This is a genomic window from Pseudomonas sp. 43mfcvi1.1 (assembly GCF_900115935.1).
GTDB classification, from domain to species: domain Bacteria; phylum Pseudomonadota; class Gammaproteobacteria; order Pseudomonadales; family Pseudomonadaceae; genus Aquipseudomonas; species Aquipseudomonas bijieensis.
Map to the genome: position 1 here is coordinate 133,162 of NZ_UETT01000015.1, position 22,939 is coordinate 156,100.

At 60.3% G+C, this 22,939-nt stretch carries 24 protein-coding genes; 14 read left to right on the plus strand and 10 right to left on the minus strand.

Translation table 11 applies throughout. From position 1 onward, the window contains the following. The first annotated feature begins 71 nt into the window (after window positions 1-71). The 3 genes from DTP52_RS25055 to DTP52_RS25065 are packed head-to-tail and all read left to right on the plus strand — an operon-like array spanning window position 72 to window position 3,138. The gene (locus DTP52_RS25055) at window positions 72-2,072 is read left to right on the plus strand and encodes an FUSC family protein (protein ID WP_109755754.1); all 2,001 of its coding nucleotides are present in this window, start codon (window positions 72-74) and stop codon (window positions 2,070-2,072) included. Next, window positions 2,059-2,265 (plus strand): DUF1656 domain-containing protein, encoded by a 207-nt coding sequence (locus tag DTP52_RS25060; RefSeq protein WP_003198565.1) that lies wholly within the window; start codon window positions 2,059-2,061, stop codon window positions 2,263-2,265. The genes DTP52_RS25055 and DTP52_RS25060 overlap by 14 nt, the downstream gene beginning before the upstream one ends. Before the next feature lie 9 nt (window positions 2,266-2,274). Further along, window positions 2,275-3,138 carry an HlyD family secretion protein gene (locus tag DTP52_RS25065; protein ID WP_109755755.1) on the plus strand — a complete coding sequence of 288 codons (864 nt, stop codon included), beginning with the start codon at window positions 2,275-2,277 and terminating at the stop codon, window positions 3,136-3,138. 129 nt (window positions 3,139-3,267) lie between these two features. On the opposite strand, the gene DTP52_RS25070 is transcribed toward DTP52_RS25065, so the two are convergent. Both DTP52_RS25070 and DTP52_RS25075 read right to left on the minus strand, forming a co-directional pair. After that, entirely contained in the window at window positions 3,268-3,738 is a 471-nt protein-coding gene (locus DTP52_RS25070) for a MaoC family dehydratase (protein ID WP_092166033.1), read from the minus strand. Between the two features lie 44 nt (window positions 3,739-3,782). Continuing rightward, on the minus strand, window positions 3,783-4,727 hold the full coding sequence (locus tag DTP52_RS25075) for an alpha/beta hydrolase (protein ID WP_109755756.1): 945 nt from the start codon (window positions 4,725-4,727) through the stop codon (window positions 3,783-3,785). Window positions 4,728-4,942: 215 nt separating this feature from the next. On the opposite strand from DTP52_RS25075, the gene fadD2 reads away from it, so the two are divergent. Together fadD2 and fadD1 are read left to right on the plus strand one after the other, a co-directional pair. Further along, entirely contained in the window at window positions 4,943-6,631 is a 1,689-nt protein-coding gene (gene fadD2 / locus DTP52_RS25080; RefSeq protein ID WP_109755757.1) for a long-chain-fatty-acid--CoA ligase FadD2, read from the plus strand. A 367-nt stretch (window positions 6,632-6,998) separates the two neighbouring features. Further along, complete coding sequence (fadD1, locus tag DTP52_RS25085; RefSeq protein WP_109755758.1) at window positions 6,999-8,690, plus strand: long-chain-fatty-acid--CoA ligase FadD1; 1,692 nt, start codon at window positions 6,999-7,001, stop codon at window positions 8,688-8,690. A gap of 152 nt (window positions 8,691-8,842) precedes the next feature. On the opposite strand, the gene DTP52_RS25090 is transcribed toward fadD1, so the two are convergent. The 3 genes from DTP52_RS25090 to DTP52_RS25100 form a co-directional block, all read right to left on the minus strand. After that, complete coding sequence (locus tag DTP52_RS25090; RefSeq protein ID WP_109755759.1) at window positions 8,843-9,043, minus strand: hypothetical protein; 201 nt, start codon at window positions 9,041-9,043, stop codon at window positions 8,843-8,845. Between the two features lie 36 nt (window positions 9,044-9,079). Beyond that, a complete protein-coding gene (locus DTP52_RS25095; protein WP_109755760.1) occupies window positions 9,080-10,978 on the minus strand; it encodes an MAC/perforin domain-containing protein in 1,899 nt (632 codons plus the stop codon). A gap of 338 nt (window positions 10,979-11,316) precedes the next feature. Further along, complete coding sequence (locus DTP52_RS25100) at window positions 11,317-11,694, minus strand: hypothetical protein (protein ID WP_030139341.1); 378 nt, start codon at window positions 11,692-11,694, stop codon at window positions 11,317-11,319. A gap of 195 nt (window positions 11,695-11,889) precedes the next feature. Here DTP52_RS25100 and DTP52_RS25105 point away from each other — a divergent pair, with 195 nt between their 5' ends. From DTP52_RS25105 to def, 3 genes are all read left to right on the plus strand, one after another. Next, a complete protein-coding gene (locus DTP52_RS25105) occupies window positions 11,890-12,081 on the plus strand; it encodes a CsbD family protein (protein ID WP_058545733.1) in 192 nt (63 codons plus the stop codon). Window positions 12,082-12,256: 175 nt separating this feature from the next. After that, entirely contained in the window at window positions 12,257-13,207 is a 951-nt protein-coding gene (locus DTP52_RS25110; RefSeq protein ID WP_109755761.1) for a YihY/virulence factor BrkB family protein, read from the plus strand. Next, on the plus strand, window positions 13,204-13,743 hold the full coding sequence (gene def, locus DTP52_RS25115; RefSeq protein WP_109755762.1) for a peptide deformylase: 540 nt from the start codon (window positions 13,204-13,206) through the stop codon (window positions 13,741-13,743). The genes DTP52_RS25110 and def overlap by 4 nt, the downstream gene beginning before the upstream one ends. Window positions 13,744-13,872: 129 nt before the next feature. Here the strand turns inward: def and DTP52_RS25120 are convergent, their stop codons facing one another. The 3 genes from DTP52_RS25120 to DTP52_RS25130 all read right to left on the minus strand — a co-directional run bounded on the left by DTP52_RS25120 (window position 13,873) and on the right by DTP52_RS25130 (window position 16,328). Then, window positions 13,873-14,295, minus strand: a complete 423-nt coding sequence (locus DTP52_RS25120; protein ID WP_109755763.1) for a GNAT family N-acetyltransferase — start codon at window positions 14,293-14,295, stop codon at window positions 13,873-13,875. A 290-nt stretch (window positions 14,296-14,585) separates the two neighbouring features. Beyond that, entirely contained in the window at window positions 14,586-15,140 is a 555-nt protein-coding gene (locus DTP52_RS25125; protein WP_109755764.1) for a hypothetical protein, read from the minus strand. A 156-nt stretch (window positions 15,141-15,296) separates the two neighbouring features. Next, window positions 15,297-16,328 carry a LacI family DNA-binding transcriptional regulator gene (locus tag DTP52_RS25130; RefSeq protein WP_109755765.1) on the minus strand — a complete coding sequence of 344 codons (1,032 nt, stop codon included), beginning with the start codon at window positions 16,326-16,328 and terminating at the stop codon, window positions 15,297-15,299. A gap of 215 nt (window positions 16,329-16,543) precedes the next feature. Between DTP52_RS25130 and DTP52_RS25135 the strand changes: the two genes are divergently transcribed. Further along, window positions 16,544-17,077, plus strand: a complete 534-nt coding sequence (locus DTP52_RS25135; RefSeq protein ID WP_109755766.1) for a gluconokinase — start codon at window positions 16,544-16,546, stop codon at window positions 17,075-17,077. A gap of 91 nt (window positions 17,078-17,168) precedes the next feature. After that, entirely contained in the window at window positions 17,169-18,521 is a 1,353-nt protein-coding gene (locus DTP52_RS25140; RefSeq protein WP_109755767.1) for a GntP family permease, read from the plus strand. Between the two features lie 140 nt (window positions 18,522-18,661). Here DTP52_RS25140 and alaC read toward each other — a convergent pair whose 3' ends face one another. After that, complete coding sequence (alaC, locus tag DTP52_RS25145; protein WP_109755768.1) at window positions 18,662-19,879, minus strand: alanine transaminase; 1,218 nt, start codon at window positions 19,877-19,879, stop codon at window positions 18,662-18,664. Between the two features lie 208 nt (window positions 19,880-20,087). Here alaC and DTP52_RS25150 point away from each other — a divergent pair, with 208 nt between their 5' ends. Further along, window positions 20,088-20,750 (plus strand): LysE family translocator, encoded by a 663-nt coding sequence (locus tag DTP52_RS25150; RefSeq protein ID WP_109755769.1) that lies wholly within the window; start codon window positions 20,088-20,090, stop codon window positions 20,748-20,750. 80 nt (window positions 20,751-20,830) lie between these two features. Continuing rightward, a complete protein-coding gene (locus DTP52_RS25155) occupies window positions 20,831-21,319 on the plus strand; it encodes a GyrI-like domain-containing protein (protein ID WP_109755770.1) in 489 nt (162 codons plus the stop codon). A 130-nt stretch (window positions 21,320-21,449) separates the two neighbouring features. Here the strand turns inward: DTP52_RS25155 and DTP52_RS25160 are convergent, their stop codons facing one another. Further along, window positions 21,450-21,935, minus strand: a complete 486-nt coding sequence (locus DTP52_RS25160) for an N-acetyltransferase (protein WP_109755771.1) — start codon at window positions 21,933-21,935, stop codon at window positions 21,450-21,452. A gap of 141 nt (window positions 21,936-22,076) precedes the next feature. Between DTP52_RS25160 and DTP52_RS25165 the strand changes: the two genes are divergently transcribed. Together DTP52_RS25165 and DTP52_RS25170 are read left to right on the plus strand one after the other, a co-directional pair. Continuing rightward, window positions 22,077-22,511, plus strand: a complete 435-nt coding sequence (locus DTP52_RS25165; protein ID WP_109755772.1) for a nuclear transport factor 2 family protein — start codon at window positions 22,077-22,079, stop codon at window positions 22,509-22,511. A 67-nt stretch (window positions 22,512-22,578) separates the two neighbouring features. Beyond that, window positions 22,579-22,923 (plus strand): YciI family protein, encoded by a 345-nt coding sequence (locus DTP52_RS25170; protein WP_003198606.1) that lies wholly within the window; start codon window positions 22,579-22,581, stop codon window positions 22,921-22,923. The last annotated feature ends 16 nt before the right edge of the window (window positions 22,924-22,939 follow it).

The following is a 22,939-nucleotide window of genomic DNA, read 5'->3' on the forward strand; positions in this document are numbered from 1 at the left end:
GCTAATAATTGCATCGGCTATCTCCCCGCATTGCATCTATTGTTACTGGCGTCCCCCAAAGAGTTTTTCGCGTGCCCATAACCTTCCAGGCCTTGTTTGCCCCTGACCGCCTCGCTTTGCAGTTCGCCACCAAGACCGTGCTTGGCGCTGGGCTGGCGTTGTGGCTGGCGTTGCGCTGGGGTCTGGAGCAGCCGTCATGGGCGCTGATGACCGCGATCATCGTCGCTCAGCCCCTGTCCGGGATGGTGGTACAGAAGGGCTTGGCGCGATTGGTCGGCACGCTGGTGGGCACCGTCATGTCGGTGCTGTTCATGGGCCTGTTTGCCCAGGCGCCCTGGCTGTTCCTGCTGGCCCTGGCGCTCTGGCTGGGGTTGTGCACCGCCTGTTCGACGCTGCTGCGCAGTGCCTGGTCGTACTCATTCGTGTTGGCCGGTTACACGGTGGCGATTATTGCGCTGCCGGCCATTTCCCATCCGCTGAGTGTGTTCGACCAGGCGGTGGCGCGCTGCACTGAGATCAGCCTGGGCATCGTCTGCGCCACGGCGGCCAGTGCCTTGCTCTGGCCGTTGCGGGTCGAGCGCCAGTTGGCCGGCCAGGCTTTTGCTGCCTGGCAGAGTGGCATGCAGGCCGCCCGTGCCACCCTGGCTGGCGATGCCCAGGCCCGTAAAGGCTTGCTGGAAATTCTTGGCAGGATTGTCGCGGTGGATGCCCAGCGCGAGCATGCCTGGTTCGAAGGTAGCCGTGGCCGACAGCGAGCCCGGGCCATCAGCGGCTTGAGCCAGAAATTGCTGATGCTGCTGCGCCTTTCGCGTTCGGTGCGCCGGCAGTGGAAACAGCTTGAGCCCGAGGAGGCGCAGGCCCTCCAGCCGTGGATGAACGAGGTGCGGCAAGCCCTCGACGCCGACAGTGCGACCTTGCAAGCCTTGCGCCCCCGGGTATGGGATGCGTCTCACGACCCCCAGATGAGCTCGGCGCAAAGTTACTGCCTGGCACGGTTCGCCTTGTTGCTCGATACCGCCCTGGCCGCCTGCGCCGCCTTGACGGCGGTACAGGAGGGCAGGGAAGCGGCGGATCCGCCGCGAACCCTGGCGCCCCATCGTGATCTGTCCCTGGCTATGGTCTTCGGTGCTCGCAGCGCCCTGGCATTCCTGGCGGTCGCCTGTTTCTGGCTGGCGACCGCCTGGCCCGCCGCATCGGGTGCGCTGGTGCTGACGTGCGTGGTGTGCAGCCTGTTTGCCAGTCGCGAAAACGGCGCGCAGATCGGCATGAGTTTTCTGCGGGGCATCCTGTTGGCCGTGCCGACGGCATTTGTGATCGGTGAGCTCGTGCTACCGCAATGGAGCAGTTTTGCGATGCTCTGCATGGCCATGGGCGTACCGTTGTTTTTCGGTGCGCTGGGTATGGCCAAGCCGCAGATCTTCGCCACCGCGACATCGTTCTGCCTGCATTTTGTCGTGCTGGTTTCACCACTCAATACCATGAAATACGACGTCGCGGCGTTCTTCAACAATGCCCAGGCAATGATGATTGGCGTAGGCGCGGCGGTGCTGGCTTTCAACCTGCTGATTTTGCGCAATCCGGCCTGGCACAGCCGCCGTCTGCTGGCCGCGACCCTCCACGATCTGGTGCGCCTGACCCGTCGCAGCCTGCGTGGTGCCGAGAGCTGGTTCGGCGGGCGCATGGCCGACCGGCTGTTGCAGTTGGCGCGGCATTACCCTGAGTTGCCGGTGCAGGCGCGCAGCCGTTGGGATGATGGTTTGCTTGGCCTGGACATTGGCGATGAGCTGTTGCATCTGCGCCTGAGCCTGGCCGTCGCCCAAGTACCCGATACCCGGGCGCAGCGGCGTTATTTCGAAGCGCTGGAGCAGGTGCTCGAGCGCGGCCCGGCCGGTGACCAGGCCGATGCGTTGGCTGCGGCGAGCACGGAGTTCCTGAACGTGTTGTCGACCCAACCACCCGGTGACGCCTTGAAGCTGGCCCAGGGCGCGGTGGTGCAATTGCAAAACAGCTGGCGCGCCTGGTGCCACCAGCACGAACCTGAACGACGGGAGCACAGCCATGGGCTTGCGTGAGTGGTCGATTGGCGGGGTGTTGCTCAGCCCGTTCCTGATTTATGTGGTGCTGGCGTTGCTGGTGACCGGCGCGTTGCGCCTGTTGCTCAGCCTGGTGCCGGCCGGGCGCTGGATCTGGCATGAAGCCTTGTTCGACTGCGCCCTGTATGTCTGTGTCCTGACCGTTATTACCGTGGTCCTCGGGCCGCTATAGGAGTTGAACATGCGTACCTCCGTACGTGTTGCCGTCACGCTGTGCATGGTGGCCGTGGCGATCTTCGCCGGGTTTCACCTGTGGCAGTACTACATGCTCACGCCCTGGACCCGTGATGCGCGGATCCGTGCCGACGTGGTGGTGATTGCACCCGATGTGTCGGGTTGGGTGCGCGAACTCAAGGCTGTGGACAACCAGCAGGTCAAGGCCGGCGATGTGTTGCTGAGTATCGACCGTGAGCGTTTCGAGGCGGCGCTGGAGAAAGCCCGGGCGGTGGTCCAGACGCGCCAGCAGCAACTGAGCCTGCGCGAACACGAAGCCAGTCGCCGCGCGGCCCTGGGGCCTCAGGCCATCAGTGCCGAACTGCGGGAAAACGCCCAGATCAACGCTGGCATCGCCCGAGGCGAACTGCGCGAAGCCCAGGCCGAGGCCAAGGTGGCCGAGCTCAACCTGGCCCGCAGCCAGGTCCTGGCCCCACGCAACGGCCACATCACCAACCTGCGCCTGGCCGAAGGCAACTACGTGAATGCCGGGCAGCCGGTCATGGCGCTGATCGATGACTCGACGTTCTATGTGCAGGCCTATTTCGAAGAAACCAAATTACCCAGGATTCGTGTGGGCGATCCGGTCAAGATCTGGCTGATGAGTGCCGGCCATGCCTTGGAAGGCCATGTCGAAAGCATCAGCCGTGGCATTACCGACCGCAACACCAACCCCGATGCGCAGTTGCTGGCAGAGGTCGAGCCGACCTTCAATTGGGTGCGCCTGGCCCAGCGGATACCGGTGCGGATCAAGCTGGACAAGGTGCCGGAAGGGGTGAATCTGAGTGCCGGGATGACGGCGAGCGTGCAGGTGCGCGAAGACCAGCCATAAATGTGGGAGCAAGGCTTGCCCGCGATGAAGATGACTCGGTCTCTCAGGGAACCGAGGCGCTTGCATCGCGAGCAAGCTTTGCTCCCACACAGTGGCTCGCCACAGTTCATTCACTTTAGAGGGTGGTAATCAGCCGACTGTGATCGCCGGCAACGTCGGCAAGGTCACGGTCTGCTGTTTGCGCGGGGCGAGGATTTCGGCTTCGCCGTCCACCACCAGTTCATCGCGCTGGTTGAATACGCGCGTGGCGATGCGCACACGGAACTTCGGCATTTTCTCCAGGATTTCCAGGCGCACGGTCAGGGTGTCGCCGATCTTTACCGGTTTCTGGAAGCTCATCTGCTGGCCGATATAGATGGTGCCCGGCCCAGGCAACTCGCAGGCCACCGCCGCGCTGATCAGCGCACCGCTGAACATGCCATGGGCGATGCGCTCCTTGAACATGCTCGCTGCGGCGAACTCGGCGTCCAGGTGCACCGGGTTGTGATCGCCCGACATCGCCGCGAACAGTTGGATGTCACGCTCTTCGACGGTCTTGCTGTAGCTGGCGGTCTGGCCGATTTCGAGGGCTTCGTAAGGGGTGTTGGTAACCTGGGTCATCTGTTTCAGATCCTGTGACAGAGTAAAGGAAAAATGCTGCAAGCCTACTCGCTGCGTGGCGGCCGTTTGTGGCTCAGGGCCTGGGCTATCCAGGCCAGCACATCGGCGGTCACTTCATCGCGGTTGGTTTCATTGAACAATTCGTGCCGGGCCTGCGGGTAAATCGTCAATTGCAGGTGCTGGCTGCCGGCGTCACGCAGAGCGTCAGCCAGATCCTTCAGACGCTTGCCTTCGCTCACCGGATCACATTCGCCACCGATCACCAGCAGGGGCAGGCCCGGATCGATCTGGGCGAGATTGGACGCTTTGCTGATTTGCTGCAACCCGCCGAGCAGATCGACCCACAGTTGATTGGTGCAGCGAAAGCCGCACAGCGGATCGTGGACGTACTTGTCGACTTCGGCCGGATCGCGACTGAGCCAGTCGAAGGGGGTGCGCGTGGGTTTGAATTTCTTGTTGAAACTGCCGAACGACAGCCACTCGATCAGGGCACTGCGCCCCGTGGCACCCTGGCGGCAGCGTTCGAAGCGGGCGATCAGGCGAGCGCTGCGGTAAAGCGCCACCGGCTGAAAGTTCGAGCCGCTGAGGATCGCCCCGTGCAGGCTGGCGCTGTGATGTAACAGGTAACCCTGGGCGATGTAGCTGCCCATGCTGTGGCCCAGCAGCAGGATGGGGGTATCGGGGTATTGCTGGACGATATGGTGGTTGAGGCTGGCCAGGTCGCCCACGACCTTGGCCCAGCCGTCCTCGTCGGCAAAATGGCCGAGAGTCGCTTGCTCGCCGGTCTTGCCGTGGCCGCGCAGATCCATGGCGCAGACGCCGTAGCCGGCGTCGCACAGCGCCTGGGCCAGGCGTGCGTAGCGACCGCTGTGTTCGGCCATGCCGTGGGCCAGCATGATCACCGTCAATGGGGCGGTGTCGGGCAACCACTGGTTGACGAACAGGCGGCTATGGTCGGTTGCTGTCAGCCAGAACGTTTGGTGGATCATGGCGATTCCTTTGCACAAGGTCAGACGCAGCGTCGCAGCATTGTATAGCGCATCCGTTGCGTCTCGTCTGAACCGAGGCAGGAAGATTCACACAATCTATGACGCAGGTCGCCATATTTGCCTGATTGGCCATAGCTGCTAGTGTCCCAAGAGCTCCGCCTCTGCAAGCGACACAGAAGCGGCCCGGATACGCTCAGGTAAAGAGGACAAAAACAATGCAGCCTGATTTCTGGAATGACAAACGCCCGGCCGGCGTGCCCCTGGATGTTGACCTTGGGGGCTACAAGTCGGTGGTCGAGGTGTTCGAGCGTTCCTGCAAGAAATTCGCCGACCGTCCGGCGTTCAGCAACATGGGGGTAACCCTCACGTATGCCGAGCTCGAACGCTACAGCGCGGCCTTCGCCGGTTACCTGCAAGCCCATACCGACCTGGCACCGGGCGATCGTATCGCGGTACAGATGCCCAACATCCTGCAATACCCGATCGCCGTGTTCGGTGCCTTGCGCGCCGGGCTGATCGTGGTCAATACCAACCCGCTGTACACCGCGCGGGAAATGCGTCATCAGTTCAAGGACTCCGGTGCTCGCGCGCTGGTGTACCTGAACATGTTCGGGCAGAAGGTCCAGGAGGTGCTGCCCGATACGGACCTGCAGTACCTGATCGAAGCGAAGATGGGCGACCTGATGCCCGGCGCCAAGGGCTGGCTGGTCAACACGATGGTGAGCAAGGTCAAGAAAATGGTCCCGGCCTATTCGCTGCCCCAGGCCATTTCCTTCAAGAGCGCCTTGCGCCTGGGACGTGGCCAGGGCATCAAGCCGCTGAAAGTCGGTCTCGATGATATTGCAGTGCTGCAATACACCGGCGGCACCACCGGGTTGGCCAAGGGCGCGATGCTGACCCACGGCAACCTGGTGGCCAACATGCAACAGGCGCGGGCTTGCCTGGGGCAGCTCGGCGATGACGGTCATCCACTGCTGCGCGAAGGCCAGGAAGTCATGATCGCGCCGCTGCCGCTTTATCATATCTATGCGTTCACGGCGAACTGCATGTGCATGATGGTGACCGGCAACCACAACGTGCTGATCACCAATCCACGGGACATCGGCGGCTTCATCAAGGAACTGAAGAACTGGCGTTTCTCGTTGCTGCTGGGGCTCAACACGCTGTTCGTGGCGCTGATGGATCATCCGGATTTCAAAACCCTGGATTTTTCCCACCTCAAGGTCACCAACTCTGGCGGCACTGCGCTGATCAAGGCCACCGCCGAACGCTGGGAGCAGATCACCGGTTGCGGCATTACCGAAGGTTATGGCCTGACCGAAACCTCGCCGGTAGCCTGTGCCAATCCCTATGGCGGCAAGTCCCGGCTAGGTACCGTGGGAATGCCGGTGCCAGGCACGCTGATGAAAGTGATCGACGACGCAGGTGTCGAACAGCCCCTGGGCGAGCGCGGCGAGCTGTGTATCAAGGGCCCGCAGATCATGAAAGGCTACTGGAACAAGCCCGAGGCCACGGCCGAAGTGCTGGACAGTGAGGGCTGGTTCAAGTCAGGCGATATCGCGGTGATCGACCCGGACGGTTTCGTGCGCATCGTCGACCGCAAGAAGGACATGATCATCGTCTCGGGTTTCAATGTGTACCCCAACGAGATCGAAGACGTGGTGATGGCCCACCCCAAGGTGGCCAACTGTGCGGTGATCGGTGTGCCGGACGAGCGCTCGGGGGAGGCGGTAAAACTGTTCGTGGTGGCGCGCGAAAGCGGGGTCAGCCTTGAAGAGCTCAAGGCCTACTGCAAGGAGAATTTCACCGGCTACAAGATTCCCAAGCACATCGTGTTGCGAGAATCGCTGCCGATGACGCCGGTGGGCAAGATCCTGCGACGGGAGTTGCGGGATATCGCCTGACGCCAGAGAGGTCCCGTAGAAGACCCTGTGGGAGCGAGCCTGCTCGCGATTGCGGTATATCAGTGACAGAGATGTTGACTGGTACACCGCAATCGCGAGCAGGCTCGCTCCCACAGCTGTTTGTGTATTCAGAGCGATTTAGTGAGTTTTGGAATTTTTACTCTAAAAGTGACCATTGCACATTCTTGAGTCATGTTTATGACCGTTAGGCCCACTTTTGGCTCTAGGCGACCCTTGGCAAAGCTGCTACTCTCGGCGCGCTTTTGTGACTTCTCGGCCTTGATTCAAGCCAGATTCACCAATAAACACACCAATAATAATCGCATCAAATGCGGTGAGAATTCGCGTTGCTGAGGAGTGGGCTTCCATGATCGAAGACTTTTGGAAGGATAAGTACCCAGCTGGGATTGCTGCCGACATCAATCCAGATGAGTATCCGAATATTCAGGCGGTGTTGAAGCAGTCCTGCCAACGCTTTGCCGACAAGCCGGCATTCAGCAACCTCGGCAAGACGATCACCTACGGTGAACTCTACGAGTTGTCCGGGGCCTTTGCCGCATACCTGCAACAGCATACCGATTTACAGCCGGGCGATCGAATCGCTGTGCAACTGCCCAACGTTCTCCAGTATCCGGTGGCCGTGTTCGGTGCTATTCGCGCCGGGCTGATCGTGGTCAATACCAACCCGCTGTACACCGCGCGGGAAATGGAACACCAGTTCAACGACTCCGGGGCCAAGGCGCTGGTGTGCCTGGCGAACATGGCGCACCTGGCCGAGACTGTGGTGCCCAAGACGGGCGTCAAGCACGTCATCGTCACCGAAGTCGCCGACCTGCTGCCGCCGCTCAAGCGCCTGTTGATCAACAGCGTGATCAAGTACGTCAAGAAGATGGTCCCGGCCTACCACTTGCCCAAGGCCGTCAAGTTCAACGACGTGCTGAGCAAAGGTCATGGCCAACCCGTGAACGAAGCCAACCCCACCAGCGACGATGTGGCTGTGCTGCAATACACCGGCGGCACCACTGGCGTGGCCAAGGGCGCGATGCTCAGCCACCGCAACCTGGTGGCGAACATGTTGCAGTGCAAGGCGCTGATGGGCTCCAACCTCAATGAAGGTTGCGAAGTGCTGATCACGCCGCTGCCGCTGTACCACATCTATGCCTTCACCTTTCATTGCATGGCGATGATGCTGATCGGCAACCACAACATCCTGATCAGCAACCCGCGCGACCTTTCGGCGATGGTCAAGGAGTTGTCGAAGTGGAAGTTCAGCGGTTTCGTCGGCCTCAATACGCTGTTCGTGGCCCTGTGCAACAACGAAGCCTTCCGCAAGCTGGACTTCTCGGCACTGAAAGTCACCCTGTCCGGCGGCATGGCCCTGCAACTGGCAGCGGCTGAACGTTGGAAAGCGGTGACCGGCTGCCCGATCTGCGAAGGCTATGGCATGACCGAAACCAGCCCGGTGGCTACCGTCAACCCGATCCAGAACATCCAGGTCGGCACCATCGGCATTCCGGTGCCGTCGACGCTGTGCAAGGTGATCAATGACGCGGGCGTCGAACAGCCGTTGGGCGAAATCGGCGAATTGTGTGTGAAAGGTCCGCAGGTCATGAAGGGCTACTGGCAGCGCCAGGAAGCCACCGACGAGATCCTCGACAGCGAAGGTTGGCTCAAGACCGGCGATATCGCGGTGATCCAGCCAGACGGCTACATGCGCATCGTCGATCGCAAGAAAGACATGATCCTGATCTCCGGCTTCAACGTGTACCCCAATGAGCTGGAAGATGTGTTGGCAACCCTGCCGGGCGTGCTGCAATGCGCGGCCATCGGCATCCCGGACGAGAAGTCCGGCGAGGCGATCAAGATCTTCATCGTCGCACGGCCGGGTGTCACGTTGACCAAGGAACAGGTGATGGAACACATGCGCGCCAACGTCACCGGCTACAAGGTGCCCAAGGCCGTGGAGTTCCGCGACGCGTTGCCGACCACCAACGTGGGCAAGATCCTGCGGCGCGAATTGCGTGACGAAGAGCTCAGGAAGCTGGGGCTGAAGAAGTAAGACCGTTGCCAATGAAAAGCCCGGTTCTTGGCGGCAATGCCAGTCAACTTGACTGACTGGCATTGCCGCCAAGAACCGGGTTTTTTACATTCCCGCCGGTGAACGAAGTGGCGGGTCAGCTCCTTCCTTCACGGCACCTGGAACACTTGCGTTCAGGCCGGCCAGATCTTGGCTCGGGCCGGCTGGCTGTCGAGAGGGAATTTATAGTCCTTGGTGTCCGAGGCCTCGATTTTAAAGTGCTTCAGTGCAGCGGCGACCCATACTGCAGAGAGGTCGTGATTGGCATATTTCTCTTTGCTGCAGTAGGTAGTGCGGGTCGATTTCTGCAGAAACGACTGGTATCCCTTAGGCATTTCAATACTCCTTTCAGATAGAGTTTCAGATAGGGGTCAGAGCACACGACTGACGTTACTTGGCGACCAGCGCATTTCCGTGTCCTGGCCACGGTAAGACGCCACTTTCACGCGCCGATCTCCAAAGGCGCGCAGGTCCCAATTCGGCTGGTAAGACAGGCACAAAATGTAGGGGTAGCGCAGGTCCCACAGGTTGATATCGAGATTGGGCACGAAGGGGCGCAACACGGCTTCCTTCTCCTGGGCCGCGCCGCCACTGTCCCATTGCAGAACCCCGCAGGTCTGGGCGTTGATCAGATAGAAGGGGTGCATGCCGTATTTTGGCCCCGCCGGCTGCGCGTACCACAGCGCCTTGGCGCCATCGCCCGCGCTATCGTCTTCCAATGTGATGCGCTCCGGGACATGGGGGTCGACGGCGATCTGCCAGGTGTTCCAATGGTGGCTGCGGAACTTCACGAAGGGGATGGCTTGCCCCTTGAAGATGTCGTTGCAAGTGAACTTCGCCGTACCGTCTTCAGTGGTATAGAGGTCGGCGTCAATCTCCAGCTCCGTGCGCAGTGTTCGTTCCGGATCGCCGAAGCCGATCACGTAGACATCCCCACCTTTGTCATGGGATGTGCCGTTGCCGTAGCCGATCAGCCCATAGCTGGCTCCGGCATAGGGGCATGGCACGCAGCGAAGGGAATCGTCGCGCCAGCGATGCAGTGTCGCCTCCGAGCCGCCGCATTTATTCTTCAGGAACGCAATGATGTGATCCGGCGGGCTATAGCGGCTTTCCCGCGGCCAGAATTGCGTCGCCAGCAGTACGATGGCGTGCTCAAGTCCCATGGACTCGACACCGGACTTGAACGTATTCCAGAACTGGTTGATGTCGGACACGGCGCTACCGATGGCGGGGGCTGCGAAATGCTCTTCCCGGCCCTGCAATGTCTTGCGATCAACCACCCGCACCTTGATCCCGGGCGTGCCGACGGCTCCGCTCGCAAGCGCTTGCCGTGTCACGTTGCCGACGTCGAGGCTGCTGTAGCGCCAGGTCGAATGGACGCTCAGCGAGCGGCCCCTATAGTGTTCCAAGGCCGTCTGTGCCGCGATGCGCCGCTGCTTGTCGGCAATGAAGGCGTAGACAGGCTTGAATTCTCGCCCGACGACTACCGGTTTTTTCCCCACCGAAGCGATCCATTGGTTCGTCTTGCCGTCATACTTTTTCGGCTTGGTGAAGATGACGTCGGAGAAGATGTCGTTGTCGCCGCCCTCAGTGGTGACCGAGGCGTCGCGGCTCTCCATGTATTGCTTGCGCTCGACCGTATCGTCGATCGAACCGTCGGCCGTGAAGAAGATGCCGTACTCGGCCTCCAGTTCGACCTTGATCTTTTCGAGTTCCGTCACTTTGGATTTCTGCACCAGGGCCTGGAAGTACAGATTGCCGCCCAGGGTGATCGAGGTCACCACGTCGGTCCCGAACAGGTCGAAGAACCGATAGAACTCATGCGCGTCCTGGGGGGTGAACGCCGTCGGCAGGCGGGCGACTTCTTCGCTGAACCTGGGCGAGAGCGCCGCGTCCGAGACCGCATCGAGTTTCGCGCCGCCGAAGATGAGGCGCAGGGTCCGCACGGCGGCCGTGTTGTCTTGGTGAGAGGTATATTTCTTTTCAAAGTTGAGGTGAAATTCGGCGGAAAATTCACCGTAGCTGGCACTCGAATTGAATTCGGCCTTTGTTGTGTGGCGATAGTCCAGAATCGATTGGAAGAACGATGAGTAATCTTCGCGTCGGGTATCCGTGTGCCGTTTGATGCCGGCGCCGGAGGTCGGGTCAAATACGCGTTCATCCGGTGCCCGGGCTGCGCTGAGGCGGTTTCGACCATAGCCGAGATCGCCGTTGAGCTTGTTGTAATCCGCGGCTTGGAGGACGCCTGGTATATCCATTTTGTTATTCATGGTTTGCTCCTGCCCAATAATGGATTGATAGATGTATGCCTTGTCTTGGCCTTATCGGGTGGAGCCAATATGAGGCGACGACGCTCATGGCGACAGGCCACGGCGGTATCAGCTCGGTATCAGTTTGGTATCAGACGCAACGATGAGAAATGAACGAGCCGCAGCGCGGGAACCGCGTTGCTGGTGCAGGGTTGTTCAAGGGCCTGTTCGAGGGTGTTGGGCAGTTCCAGTGCCCAAGCGAGACGCATAAAAAAATCCGACACCTGGTCAGGTATCGGATTTTTCTTGCAAAGCACAAAACCTGTGAGGAGGGGATTAAGCCCCTGCGCCGCTACCCGCTACAACCGAAACTGCGCAAAATCCAGGTTGGTGCCACCGGGCCGCATGTCTTGCAGGTAGGAATCCTTGTCGGCACTCAGTTCCAGGCTCAGGGCTGCCTTGCGCTTGCCCTGGTTGCGCACTTCCAGGCCTTCCATCTTCTCGCGCAGGAACACGGTCGGCACCTTCAGGTGCAGCAGCTCATCGGTGGCTGGCGTGTGTAGCAACAGATGAATCCATTCGTATTGACCGATGGCCAGGCGCGCCACCGGGATATCGAACCAGAAGATGTTGCGATTGCGGTTCAATTCGCTGAAGTGGCAGTTATTGACGCCCAGTACGGCGCCGCCCAGTTCCTGGTTTCTGCGGGCGATGGCCTGCTTTTTATCGAGTTTCATAACGTTCCTACGAGATTGGAGCTTCAGGGCGCAGCCTGAATACGTGGGGCATTCTCGGGGGTGGATCGGCAAACATAAAGCGCAACCTGCATCTGACGATGAAATGCGCTGCTGAAAAAATGAAACTCCCCGCAAACGGCCTCGGTCAACCCTTATGTAATGACTTTTCGTACAGTTGTTCACAGGAGAAACATCATGGGTAGCACGAGCGATAAAGTGAAGGGCGTTGCCAACGAAGCCGTCGGCAACATCAAGCAAGGCGTCGGCAAGGCCACCGACAATGACCGCATGCGCGCCGAGGGCGTGGTCCAGGAGAAAAAAGGTGAAGCCCAGCAAACCGTGGGCAAGGCCAAGGATGCAGTCAAGAAAGGCGTTGACGAGGCATAACCGGCCTGTTGAAAAATCGATTGAAACGGCCATCTGCGGGTGGCCGTTTTCATGTCGGCTCGAACTTGCACCGGGGAAATTGTTCCAAAGTCGCCAAACAGGTTACTTTTGTCTTGGATAGCAAACCCGTGAGTCGCCAGGCGACCTTCCTTTTTTGCGGCGAAAGGAGACGCACATGATGTTCCCGGCCTTGAAAGGCTTACCCTTGCATCGTGTGATGATGCGTACCGTGACCGAGTTTCTCGACGACGAGATGTCGACCTACGCCTCGGCATTGGCGTACCAGATGCTGTTCTCGCTGTTTCCGTTCATTCTCTTTTTGATCGCGTTGATCGGCTTCCTGCACTTGCCGGACTTCTTCTCCTGGCTGCGCCTGCAATCGGAGCTGGTGCTGCCACCCCAGGCCCTGGAGCAGGTCAACCCGGTGATCGACCAGCTCCAGCAATCCAAGGGCGGGTTGTTGTCGGTGGGTATCGTCATTGCCCTGTGGACCGCCTCGGCGGGCGTGCGGCTGATGATGAGCGCGATGAACGCCGCCTACGATGTGGTGGAAGGCCGCCCGGCCTGGAAACGCTTTCCGCTATCGATCTTCTACACGGTCGGCATCGCCGGCATGCTGCTGGCGGCTGCGGCGCTGATGGTGCTCGGGCCGCAAGTGATGGGCTGGATCGCGGCCCAGGTCGGCCTGGAGGAGTTCATCGTCACGCTCTGGACCATCGTGCGCTGGCCGGTGATCGTGATCTTGCTGATGGTGGCCGTGGCCCTGATCTATTACGTGATGCCCGACGTCAAGCAGGAGTTTCGCTTCATCACGCCGGGGTCGGTGCTGGCGGTGGTGGTGTGGATCATCGCTTCCCTGGGCTTCGCGTTTTACGTCAAGACCTTTGCCAACTACAACGCCATGTACGGCAGCATCGGCGCGATCATCGTGTTGTTGCTGTATTTCTATATTTCTTCGGCGGTGCTGTTGCTTGGCGCGGAGATGAATGCGGTGATCGAACACATGTCTAGCGAGGGCAAGAACCCGGGCGAAAAGAGCGCGGGCGAGCACGAAAAACAGCATGTGTCGGGCCTGGGCCGCGACCATTCCATTCCTCTCACCCATCCTGACGAAGCCCGACCATGATCCGTGAAATCCTGAAAATGGGCGACGAACGCCTACTGCGCATCGCCCCGCCGGTGCCTGTCGAAATGTTCGACAGCCCAGAGTTGTGGCAATTGATCGACGATATGTTCCAGACCATGGAAAGCGTTGGCGGTGTCGGCCTGGCGGCGCCGCAGATCGGCGTCGACCTGCAACTGGTGATCTTCGGCTTCGAGCACAGCGAGCGTTACCCCGACGCCGAGGCAGTGCCCCAGACCATCCTGATCAATCCGTTGATTACCCCGCTGAGTCCACTGATGGAGGAGGGCTTCGAAGGCTGCCTGTCGGTGCCTGGCTTGCGTGGGGCGGTGGATCGCTACCAGCACATTCGCTACGAAGGTTTTGATCCGAAGGGCGAGCCGATCGTGCGCACCGCTTCAGGTTTTCATGCGCGCGTGGTGCAGCATGAGTGCGATCACCTGATCGGGCGCTTGTACCCCTCGCGGATTACGGACTTCAGCAAGTTCGGGTTTACCGAGGTGATGTTTCCCGACCTGGACCCGACTGCGGACGACTGACGAAATCACCACACACATCCCCTGTGGGAGCGAGCCTGCTCGCGATAGCGGTGTACCTGTCAGCTCATCTGCTGGATGTTAAACCGGAATCGCGAGCAGGCTCGCTCCCACAATGGATTGTATTGAATTTCAGAAGAGTACTTTTGACTCAAGCCCCATCGCAATCATCGGCTTGCTGCGCGCATACCGGCTCAGACGCTCAGCCATCGCATAGGGCAGTTCAGGGTCGAAGCTGAAACCACGTCGCTCATAAAAGCCGCGCAAATCCGGGTGGCAGAACAGCCACACCGGTCCTTCGACACCCTTCACCGCTTCAGCGATCAACCGCGCCGCAATCCCTTGTTCGCGATACGCCGGGTCGACCAACAACCCCGTCAACCAATGCCCGCCCGATACCGGTCGCAAGCACAGTGCGGCGACGATTTCATCCCGCCGCGCCACCCATAGCTGCGCTTCCCGAACCGCTTTCATCGAGGATTGGTGGGTGCGGTAAAACTTGTTCATCAGCGGCCACAGCGGCTCTTGGAGCTGTGTGTAGTGGATTTCGGACATGGCAGGGTCGAGGGCGATAAGGGGAGGGCGATTATAAAAGAACGCGAGTGCGGCGATAGGTGTATACCTGACTTCACATCCCGTATGACTGGAGTACGTATCATGGCCAAAGGCATGGATTCAAAAAAAGCGGCAAAGAAAAAACCGGCGAAGACCGCCGATGAAAAACGCGCCGACAAAAAAACCAAGAAGGTGAACCTGTTCGGTCATTGAACCGCTACCGTCTTGATTGACCTCAGGATGAGCTGGGGCGCTAACCCCAGCTCAAACGCTATGCAATGCGTCGAGGCTCAAAGCGAAGCCAGAAACATGTCCGTGGCCGAGATTTTGTCGTCGGTGCGGCTTTCCTGGGCCTTTTCCACTTGCGCCATCGCCGACTTGTCCTGCATACGCTGGGCAATTTCCTGGCTGACCGCCATCTGCTTCTCGGGCGGCATTGCCTCGAACTCTTCCTCGGTAATGCCCATTTCTTCCAGGATGCTGTCGCGCAGGCGCTCTTCGGGCGTCTTGCTCATGTAGTCCTTGAATGCTGCTGTCGCGGAGCCGCCAAGCGCCTTGGTTTCTTCGGCCGTTGGCGAAGCCACGGTCTGCAATTGTACGCGGGTCTTGGCGAAGGCCTCGTCCACCTTGTCGCTGATGGCGGTGGCGGCGTTGACCTGTTGCGTGGCTTGTCGGGTGAAGGAGTCCCGGACCTGGGCACTGCCCTGGCTCGCCTGGGCCTGGACGTTATCGCGCAACGCCTGCAACGCGGCGCTTTGCAGGCCGCTGGCGGCTTCGGCGGTGGGGTCTTCGCCCGGGCGTTTGAGCGGCAAGACCATCGCTTGCTGTTTTGCACTGACCAACATGATGAACACCTGTGGGTAATGGCTGAGCGATGGGCAGGAGCAATTCCCGTGCCGTCGCCGCAAGGCCTCTGTGTCATGGGTTGTGCGCAGGCGGTCGGCGGGCGGGGCGGCCAACCCTTGCCGGCGGACGGCATGGATCGACCGCGTTTGTGGGTATCAGGTGCTTTCGCGGACCTTGAGCTCAAAGCCCATGTCCACCACCGGCTGCGTGATGCGGTTGCCAGCCATCAACGTCAGCATTTGTTCGGCGGCGCGGCGGCCGATGGCTTCCCGTGGGGTGCTGATGCTGCTCAGGCGCGGCACCATGTGGGCCGAGGCGGGCAGGTCGTTGAAACCCAGGACCGAGACTTGCTCGGGAATCTTGATGCCGCAGCGAAGTGCCTCGAACAAGGCGCCGTGGGCCAGGTCGTCGTTGCCGAAGAAGATCGCATCGACGTCCGGATGACTGGCCAGCAGTTGCAGGAACAGCTCGCCGCCCAGGCCCACCGAGGACGGGCGCGGCGTCAGCACTTCCAGGTCCGGGTCATACAACCCGGCGCTCTGCAGGGCGCGACGAAAGCCTTCGCCGCGCAGCAGGGTGCGCTGATCCAGTTGCGCGCCGATGTAGGCCAGGCGCTTGCGCCCTTTGGAAATCAAGTGCTCGGCCGCCGTTTCGCCGGCCTTGAGCTGGGAAAAACCGACGCAGTTGAGCCCCGCGCCAGGGTCCAGCTCCATCATGTACACGCACGGGATATTGCTGGCCTCGATCATGCGTCGGGCGCTTTCGGTGCGGTCGAAACCGGTCAACAGCAAACCACGCGGCTGATAGGCCATGTAGTTGCGCAGCAGGTCTTCTTCTTCGTCCCGGGAATAGTGGTAATTGCCGATCACCACTTCGAAGCCCTTGGGTCGCAGCACCCGATGAATGGCTTCCAGGGTGTCGATGAATAACAGGTTGGACAACGACGGCACCAGCACCACCACCGAATGGCTCTGGGCCGAAGCCAGGGCTCGGGCGGCGGGGTTGACGACGTAGTTGAGCTCCACGGCGGCCTGGCGGACTTTTTCCACCAGCTCAGTGGCGACGGTGCTGACGCCACGCAGGGCACGGGAGGCGGTGATCGGGCTGACACCGGCCAGGCGTGCGACTTCGTTGAGCGTAGGGCGACCAGTGGTGCGAGTATTCTTATCGTTTTTAGGGGCGGTCATCAGGGCGGCTTGCCAAACAAAAATCAAGGCACTAAGGTAGCGCTGTCTCGACGCGTCTGCAAATGCGTGAGTGGGGTTTGCCTGAGCCCCGTCCGTTGGCGTCGTGAACGAACATGCTGCAACCACAAAAATGACAAGAAGGCGTCGGCAACTTCTGCTTTTGCTGCGGTGTCATAACTGGCAAAGGTAGCGCTGTCTGCGCGCTGAGGTGTTACATGAATAATCCCATCTCCGCCCTGGTCATCATGGGCGTTGCCGGTTGCGGCAAAACCTGCGTCAGCCAGGCCCTGTGCCAGTTGAGCGGCGCCACCGCCATCGAAGGCGACACGTTCCACCCTGCGGCCAACATCCAGAAGATGAGCGCCGGTATCCCCTTGAACGACGACGACCGTGCCGGCTGGCTCGACAGCCTCTGCGACGAGTTGCGCCGTGTCGATGCCTTGGGCGAGCGCCCGGTGCTGACCTGCTCGGCCCTCAAGCACAGTTATCGCGAGCGTCTGCGCAGCGCCTTGCCAGGCCTGGGCTTCGTATTCCTTGAATTGACCCCCGAAGTGGCCGCCGATCGCGTTTCCCATCGTCCCGGCCATTTCATGCCGTCGACCCTGATCGACAGCCAGTTTGCCACCCTTCAATCCCCTGTCGGCGAGCCCCTGACCCTGGCTCTGGATGCGTCCAGCCACAGTGTGGATGAACTGGCGCATCAGGCTTACGTCTGGTGGTTGGACCATGGTTTGAAGCTTGCCAGCTGAGTTTCAAAAGTTTGCGTCAGAAAGATAGCGCTACCCCGACGGCTAACCAATAACTGCTTCAATAACAACAACAAATCAGGAGACACCTCCCATGTTCGGCATGTCCCACGAGACGTTCCTGCTGCTCGATGCAGTGGTCACGGTGATCGGACTCATCATCCTCATCACCAAGTTCAAGTTCCACCCGTTCATTGCCCTGACCATCGCTGCCGCGTTCCTCGGCCTGACGTCGGGCATGCCGACCGGCACCATCATCAAGGCGTTCCAGGACGGCTTCGGTGGCGTGCTGGGCTTTGTCGGCATCATCCTGGCGCTGGGCACGATGCTCGGCAAAATGATGGCCGAGTCGGGCGGGGCCGATCAGATCGCCCAGACCCTGATCCGCGCCTTCGGCAAGGACAAGGTGCAGTGGGCCATGATGTTCGCCGCGTTTCTGGTGGGCATCCCACTGTTCTTCGAAATCGGCTTCGTGTTGCTGATCCCGCTGGTGTTCATCGTCGCGCGCCGCACCGGCGTGTCCATCATCAAGATCGGTATCCCGCTGCTGGCCGGTCTTTCCGCGGTCCACGGCCTGGTGCCACCGCACCCGGGGCCGCTGCTGGCGATTGGCGTGTTTGGCGCCGACATCGGCAAGACCATTCTCTATGGCCTGATCGTCGCGCTGCCAACCGCCATCATTGCCGGGCCGATCTTCGGTACGTTCATTGCCAAGCACATCCCCGGTCACCCGAATCAGGAACTGGTGGACCAACTGGCTCGCGAGACGAACTCCGCCGAGCTGCCAAGCTTCAGCATCACCCTGATCACCGTGCTGTCGCCGGTATTCCTGATGCTGCTCAAGACTTTCGCTGACGTGGCGCTGCCGGACGGCAACCTCTTCCGCGCCTGGATGGACATGATCGGCCACCCGATCTCGGCCTTGCTGCTGGCGCTGTTGTTGTCGCTGTACACCTTCGGCTACAAACAAGGCATCGGTTCCAGCCAGATGCTCAAATGGCTGGACGCCAGCCTTGCGCCGACCGCTGCGATCATCCTGATCATTGGTGCCGGTGGTGGCTTCAAGCAGATGCTGGTCACCAGCGGCGTGGGCGATGTGATCGGTCACATGGCGGTGAGTGCGCAGATTTCCCCGATCCTGCTGGCTTGGCTGGTGGCAGCGGTGATCCGTATTGCGACGGGCTCGGCGACGGTGGCGACCATTACCGGTGCCGGGATCGTGGTGCCGGTGGTGGGGATGATTCCAGGCGTGAACCGTGAGCTGCTGGTCCTGGCGACCGGTGCCGGTTCGTTGATCCTGTCTCACGTCAACGATGCGGGCTTCTGGCTGGTCAAGCAGTACTTCAACATGACCGTGGCCGAAACCTTCAAGACCTGGACCGCGATGGAAACCATCCTGTCCGTGGTGGGCTTGATCTTTATCCTGTTGCTGTCGCTGGTGGTCTGACTTACAGCAGCGCATAACAACTGTGGGAGCGAGCCTGCTCGCGATAGCGGTGTGACAGTCGACACAAGTATTGACTGTCTGTCTGCCATCGCGAGCAAGCTCGCTCCCACATTGTTTCTGCTGATCAGCCTGGTTTTGTTTCAGGCGCCAGGTTTGTTTATCAAGCCATCCGCCCGGAACATCCCACGGATGCCACGGACAGCCTGGCGAATCCGGTCCTGGTTTTCGATCAGCGCAAAGCGCACGTGATCATCCCCATATTCCCCGAAACCCACCCCTGGCGAGACGCAGACCTTGGCTTCGGCCAACAGCTTCTTGGCGAACTCCAGTGAACCCAGATGTGCATAAGCCTCGGGGATCTTGGCCCAGACATACATCGACGCCTTGGGGTTTTCCACCATCCAGCCCAGTTCATGCAGGCCCTTGACCAGCACATTGCGGCGCTGGCGGTACTGTTCGGCGATGTCGCGCACACATTGCTGGTCGCCTTCAAGGGCGGCGATGGCGGCCACTTGCAGCGGCGTGAAGGTGCCGTAGTCGTGGTAGCTCTTGATCCGCGCCAGGGCGCTGACCAGTTCCGGGTTGCCCACCATGAAACCGATGCGCCAGCCGGCCATGTTGTAGCTCTTGGACAGGGTGAAGAATTCCACCGCGATATCTTTCGCGCCGGGTACCTGCATGATCGACGGGGCTTTCCAGCCGTCGTAGACGATGTCGGCGTAGGCCAGGTCGTGGATTACCAGTACGTCGTATTGCTTGGCCAGGGCGATGACCCGTTCGAAGAAGTCCAGCTCCACGCACTGGGCGGTGGGGTTGGAGGGAAAGCCGAGAATCATCATCTTTGGCTTGGGGATCGAGCCGCGAATGGCCCGTTCCAGTTCGTCGAAGAAATCCACGCCCGGCACCAGCGGCACTGAACGCACCTGGGCGCCGGCGATCACCGCACCGTAGATGTGGATCGGATAGCTGGGGTTGGGCACCAGTACCGTGTCGCCCTGGTCCAGGGTCGCCAGCATCAGGTGGGCCAGCCCCTCCTTGGAGCCGATGGTAACGATGGCTTCGGTTTCCGGGTCGATGTCCACCTCATAGCGGTCCTTGTACCAGCGCGAAATGGCGCGGCGCAGGCGCGGGATGCCTTTGGAGGTGGAATAACCGTGGGTATCTTCACGCTGGGCGACGGTGACCAGTTTTTCCACGATGTGCGGGGGCGTGGCGCCGTCGGGGTTACCCATGCTCAAGTCGATGATGTCTTCGCCGCGCCGACGCGCAGCCATCTTCAGCTCGGCAGTGATATTGAATACATAGGGGGGGAGTCGATCGATGCGCGCAAAGCGGCGCGGCGAACCTTGTTCGGCCATTGTTGCCTCGAGATACGTGAGCGCCCGGAACCGTCCGAGCGACGTTGGCCACTGCGGTGGCCTGTGGCGGAAGATAATGGCGCTGATGGCCAATTGTCCAGTAGCGGCGCGCAACTATTTTCGACGACACTGTCGGCCTCGCCGCGCGGCCATCAATGACGGCTGCGGGCAGTTGAATTCGCCGCACCCCAATCGAACGGAATGAATGATGGAATTTTCCAGCGGTTTCCTGCTGAGTCTCTCCCTGTGCCTGGACATTGGCGTGGCCAATATCGCGATGATCACCCTGGCGATGCAGCGCGGCTATTTCCAGGGTTTCGCCCTGGGCCTGGGCACCTGCGTGGGCGACCTGGTCTATGCGGTCCTGGCCCTGGCCGGCATGACCGTGCTGCTGCAATACGAAGCGGTGCGTTGGGTGTTGTGGCTCGGTGGCTCGGTGCTGTTGCTGTATTTCGCGGCGAAGATGATCCATTCGGCGATCTATCACAGCGCAGTGCTGGCCGAGGCTGGCGAGGTGCAGGGCAACTCCTCGCGCCAGGAGTTTTTTCGCGGGATTTTCCTGGCCATGTCATCGCCCAGTGCCATTCTCTGGTTCGCGGCGGTGGGTGGTACGTTGATCGCTCGTTCGGGTGGCGGGACCTTGCTCAGTTCGGCGCTGTTTCTCAGCGGTTTTCTCTGCGCCGGGCTGCTGTGGTGTGCGGCTCTGTGCCTGGCAGCGACCCAGGGCGGCAGACTGTTGGGGGATAAACTGTTGCGTTACTCCTATTGGGCATCCGCTGCGATCTTCTGTTATTTTGCGGTGTATGTGATTGTTTCTGGCTACAACGAGTTTGTAGGAAAAACCGTCGCCGGCGCCTTGCCTGGCATCTGATAAGCGAAACGGCCCTGGCAATCACCGTTTGGCTTCTATACTGCCAAGCCCGACTTCAAGTTTTGCTGGAGTGTTGCCGCATGGAAAAGCATAAACGCGATTACACAGCCGAACCACGCTTTGAACAGGGACGTTTTCAGCTCATCGCCGGCTTCGGTGCTCGTTTTACCCAGGACACTGCCCAAGATATCCCTTTGCTTTGGGAAAAGTTCCTGCCCTGGCTCGGCAAGGTGCCAGGGCAGAAAGATGAAGTGACCTACGGTGTGTGTTGCAACCCGGACGAGGAGGGCGGGTTCGAATACATTGCCGGCGTGGAAATCAGCCGGCTCGACGATCTGCCGGAACAATACCATTGGATCGAAATCCCGCCCGGGCGCTACGCCGTGTTCGAACATCGGGGCCCGTTGAAGACACTGCCGCAAACTTTCCAGTACATCTGGAGCGAGTGGTTACCGCAGTCCGGTCATGAAGGGGCCTGCACACCGGAATTCGAACGCTACAGCGAAGACTTCAACCCCAGGACCGGCCAAGGCACCCTGGAGATCTGGATCCCGCTCAAGCCGAGCTGATCATCACCCTTTTTGCGCAATGGGAAACCTGTGGGAGCGAGCCTGCTCGCGATTGGGGTGGGCCAGCTTGCATTGAGGTTGGATGTGCCACCGCTATCGCGCTCGCTGCCACAGAAGTGTCATGCCTTGGTCAAAACACCAACCCCATCCGCCGCTCATAACCGATGCGGCCCCTGTAGGCCTCGCCACTGTCGACCCAGCCCAGCCGGGTGTACAGGCCGATGGCCGAGTCGTTGTCGGCGTCCACCGAGAGTTCCAGCCCGCGGATTTCCGGCCAGGCGGCTCGCGCCACGGCGGGTAGCGCCTGCAGGCAGGCCTTGCCATAACCTTTGCCCTGGGCCCGATAGTCGACTTGCAGGGCATGCAGGGTGGCGCTGTGTTCATTGGCCCAGGCGGGCAGTACCGGCGGGCGCTTGAGCAGCAGGAAGGCCACCGGCACCTGCTCAGCCAATAGTGCAAAGCCCCTGACCCCGGGGCCGGGCTTGGACAGCAGCGTGTGCAGGGCACCGTGGATATCGCCGGCGAACTTGATCTGTTCGGGGTGGATTTCGATGGCGCTGACCTGTTCGCGTTGAAGCGGGGTCAGGTCTTCGTAGGGTACGAGCTGAGCGGTCACAAAAGCGTCCGTTGTCTGCCGGCAGAATAGGACTTGGATTCTAGCGAATTTTTTTCCTTGAATTATTTTTGTTGGGTTGTCGATTCGCTGTTTCTCCAAACGACAAAGGGTGTCTTCAATAAAAACCTGCGGAGAATCACCATGAATACCCAAGCCACTGAAACCCAGATCCAGGCCCTGATCGACACCTATCGCCAAGCCGTCATGGCCAAGGACGTTGACAAGGTCATGGCGCTCTACGACGAGAACATTGTCTCGTTCGACGCCATCCAGGCCTTGCAATTCAAGGGTAAGGCCGCTTACCGGGCCCATTGGCAAGCCTGCATGGAAATGTGCCCCGGCCCGCACAAGTTCGACTTCCACCAGGTCAAGATCACCCCGGCTGAGAACATCGCCTTCGCCCACTGGCTGGCCTATTGCGGCGGCACCAACGACAAAGGCGAAGAACAGGCCTGCTGGATGCGTGTGACGGCCTGCTACCAGCGTGCAGCCGGGCAATGGCGGATCGTCCATGAGCATTGGTCCGCGCCGTTCGATCCGATGGCCGGTACGGCGCTGTTCGACCTGCAACCCTGATCGTCGGTTTTTTCGCCGAGTGTCTTCCAGCCGTTCATAGTTGATCAGTTCGATCACGGAGCCTTCCATGAAGTACCTATGCCTGGTGTATAGCAACGAACACACGCTGCATAACTCGCCCGACAGCCCGGAGGACGCCGAGTGCATGGCCTATGCCGAATCGATCCAAGGCAGTGGGCGCATGCTCGCCGCCGAGGCCCTGGAGTCGGTGCAGACCGCTACCACGGTGCGCATGCGCGGTGGCAAGCTGTCGATCACCGACGGTCCGTTCGCCGAAACCAAGGAGCAACTGGCGGGCTTCTACCTGATCGATGCCAAGGACCTCAACGAAGCCATCCAGGTCGCCGGCAATATTCCGGCGGCCCGGGTCGGCTGCGTCGAAGTACGACCGGTTCGCCAACTGAACCCCTGAACAACAAGCACAAACA

Bases quoted from the DNA above. Each gene is read 5' to 3' on its own strand.
- DTP52_RS25060 (WP_003198565.1), top strand. From the start codon at position 2,059: ATGGGCTTGCGTGAGTGGTCGATTGGCGGGGTGTTGCTCAGCCCGTTC.
- DTP52_RS25065 (WP_109755755.1), top strand. From the start codon at position 2,275: ATGCGTACCTCCGTACGTGTTGCCGTCACGCTGTGCATGGTGGCCGTG.
- DTP52_RS25070 (WP_092166033.1), bottom strand. From the start codon at position 3,738: ATGACCCAGGTTACCAACACCCCTTACGAAGCCCTCGAAATCGGCCAG.
- DTP52_RS25075 (WP_109755756.1), bottom strand. From the start codon at position 4,727: ATGATCCACCAAACGTTCTGGCTGACAGCAACCGACCATAGCCGCCTG.
- fadD2 (WP_109755757.1), top strand. From the start codon at position 4,943: ATGCAGCCTGATTTCTGGAATGACAAACGCCCGGCCGGCGTGCCCCTG.
- fadD1 (WP_109755758.1), top strand. From the start codon at position 6,999: ATGATCGAAGACTTTTGGAAGGATAAGTACCCAGCTGGGATTGCTGCC.
- DTP52_RS25090 (WP_109755759.1), bottom strand. From the start codon at position 9,043: ATGCCTAAGGGATACCAGTCGTTTCTGCAGAAATCGACCCGCACTACC.
- DTP52_RS25095 (WP_109755760.1), bottom strand. From the start codon at position 10,978: ATGAATAACAAAATGGATATACCAGGCGTCCTCCAAGCCGCGGATTAC.
- DTP52_RS25100 (WP_030139341.1), bottom strand. From the start codon at position 11,694: ATGAAACTCGATAAAAAGCAGGCCATCGCCCGCAGAAACCAGGAACTG.
- DTP52_RS25105 (WP_058545733.1), top strand. From the start codon at position 11,890: ATGGGTAGCACGAGCGATAAAGTGAAGGGCGTTGCCAACGAAGCCGTC.
- DTP52_RS25110 (WP_109755761.1), top strand. From the start codon at position 12,257: ATGATGTTCCCGGCCTTGAAAGGCTTACCCTTGCATCGTGTGATGATG.
- def (WP_109755762.1), top strand. From the start codon at position 13,204: ATGATCCGTGAAATCCTGAAAATGGGCGACGAACGCCTACTGCGCATC.
- DTP52_RS25120 (WP_109755763.1), bottom strand. From the start codon at position 14,295: ATGTCCGAAATCCACTACACACAGCTCCAAGAGCCGCTGTGGCCGCTG.
- DTP52_RS25125 (WP_109755764.1), bottom strand. From the start codon at position 15,140: ATGTTGGTCAGTGCAAAACAGCAAGCGATGGTCTTGCCGCTCAAACGC.
- DTP52_RS25130 (WP_109755765.1), bottom strand. From the start codon at position 16,328: ATGACCGCCCCTAAAAACGATAAGAATACTCGCACCACTGGTCGCCCT.
- DTP52_RS25135 (WP_109755766.1), top strand. From the start codon at position 16,544: ATGAATAATCCCATCTCCGCCCTGGTCATCATGGGCGTTGCCGGTTGC.
- DTP52_RS25140 (WP_109755767.1), top strand. From the start codon at position 17,169: ATGTTCGGCATGTCCCACGAGACGTTCCTGCTGCTCGATGCAGTGGTC.
- alaC (WP_109755768.1), bottom strand. From the start codon at position 19,879: ATGGCCGAACAAGGTTCGCCGCGCCGCTTTGCGCGCATCGATCGACTC.
- DTP52_RS25150 (WP_109755769.1), top strand. From the start codon at position 20,088: ATGGAATTTTCCAGCGGTTTCCTGCTGAGTCTCTCCCTGTGCCTGGAC.
- DTP52_RS25155 (WP_109755770.1), top strand. From the start codon at position 20,831: ATGGAAAAGCATAAACGCGATTACACAGCCGAACCACGCTTTGAACAG.
- DTP52_RS25165 (WP_109755772.1), top strand. From the start codon at position 22,077: ATGAATACCCAAGCCACTGAAACCCAGATCCAGGCCCTGATCGACACC.
- DTP52_RS25170 (WP_003198606.1), top strand. From the start codon at position 22,579: ATGAAGTACCTATGCCTGGTGTATAGCAACGAACACACGCTGCATAAC.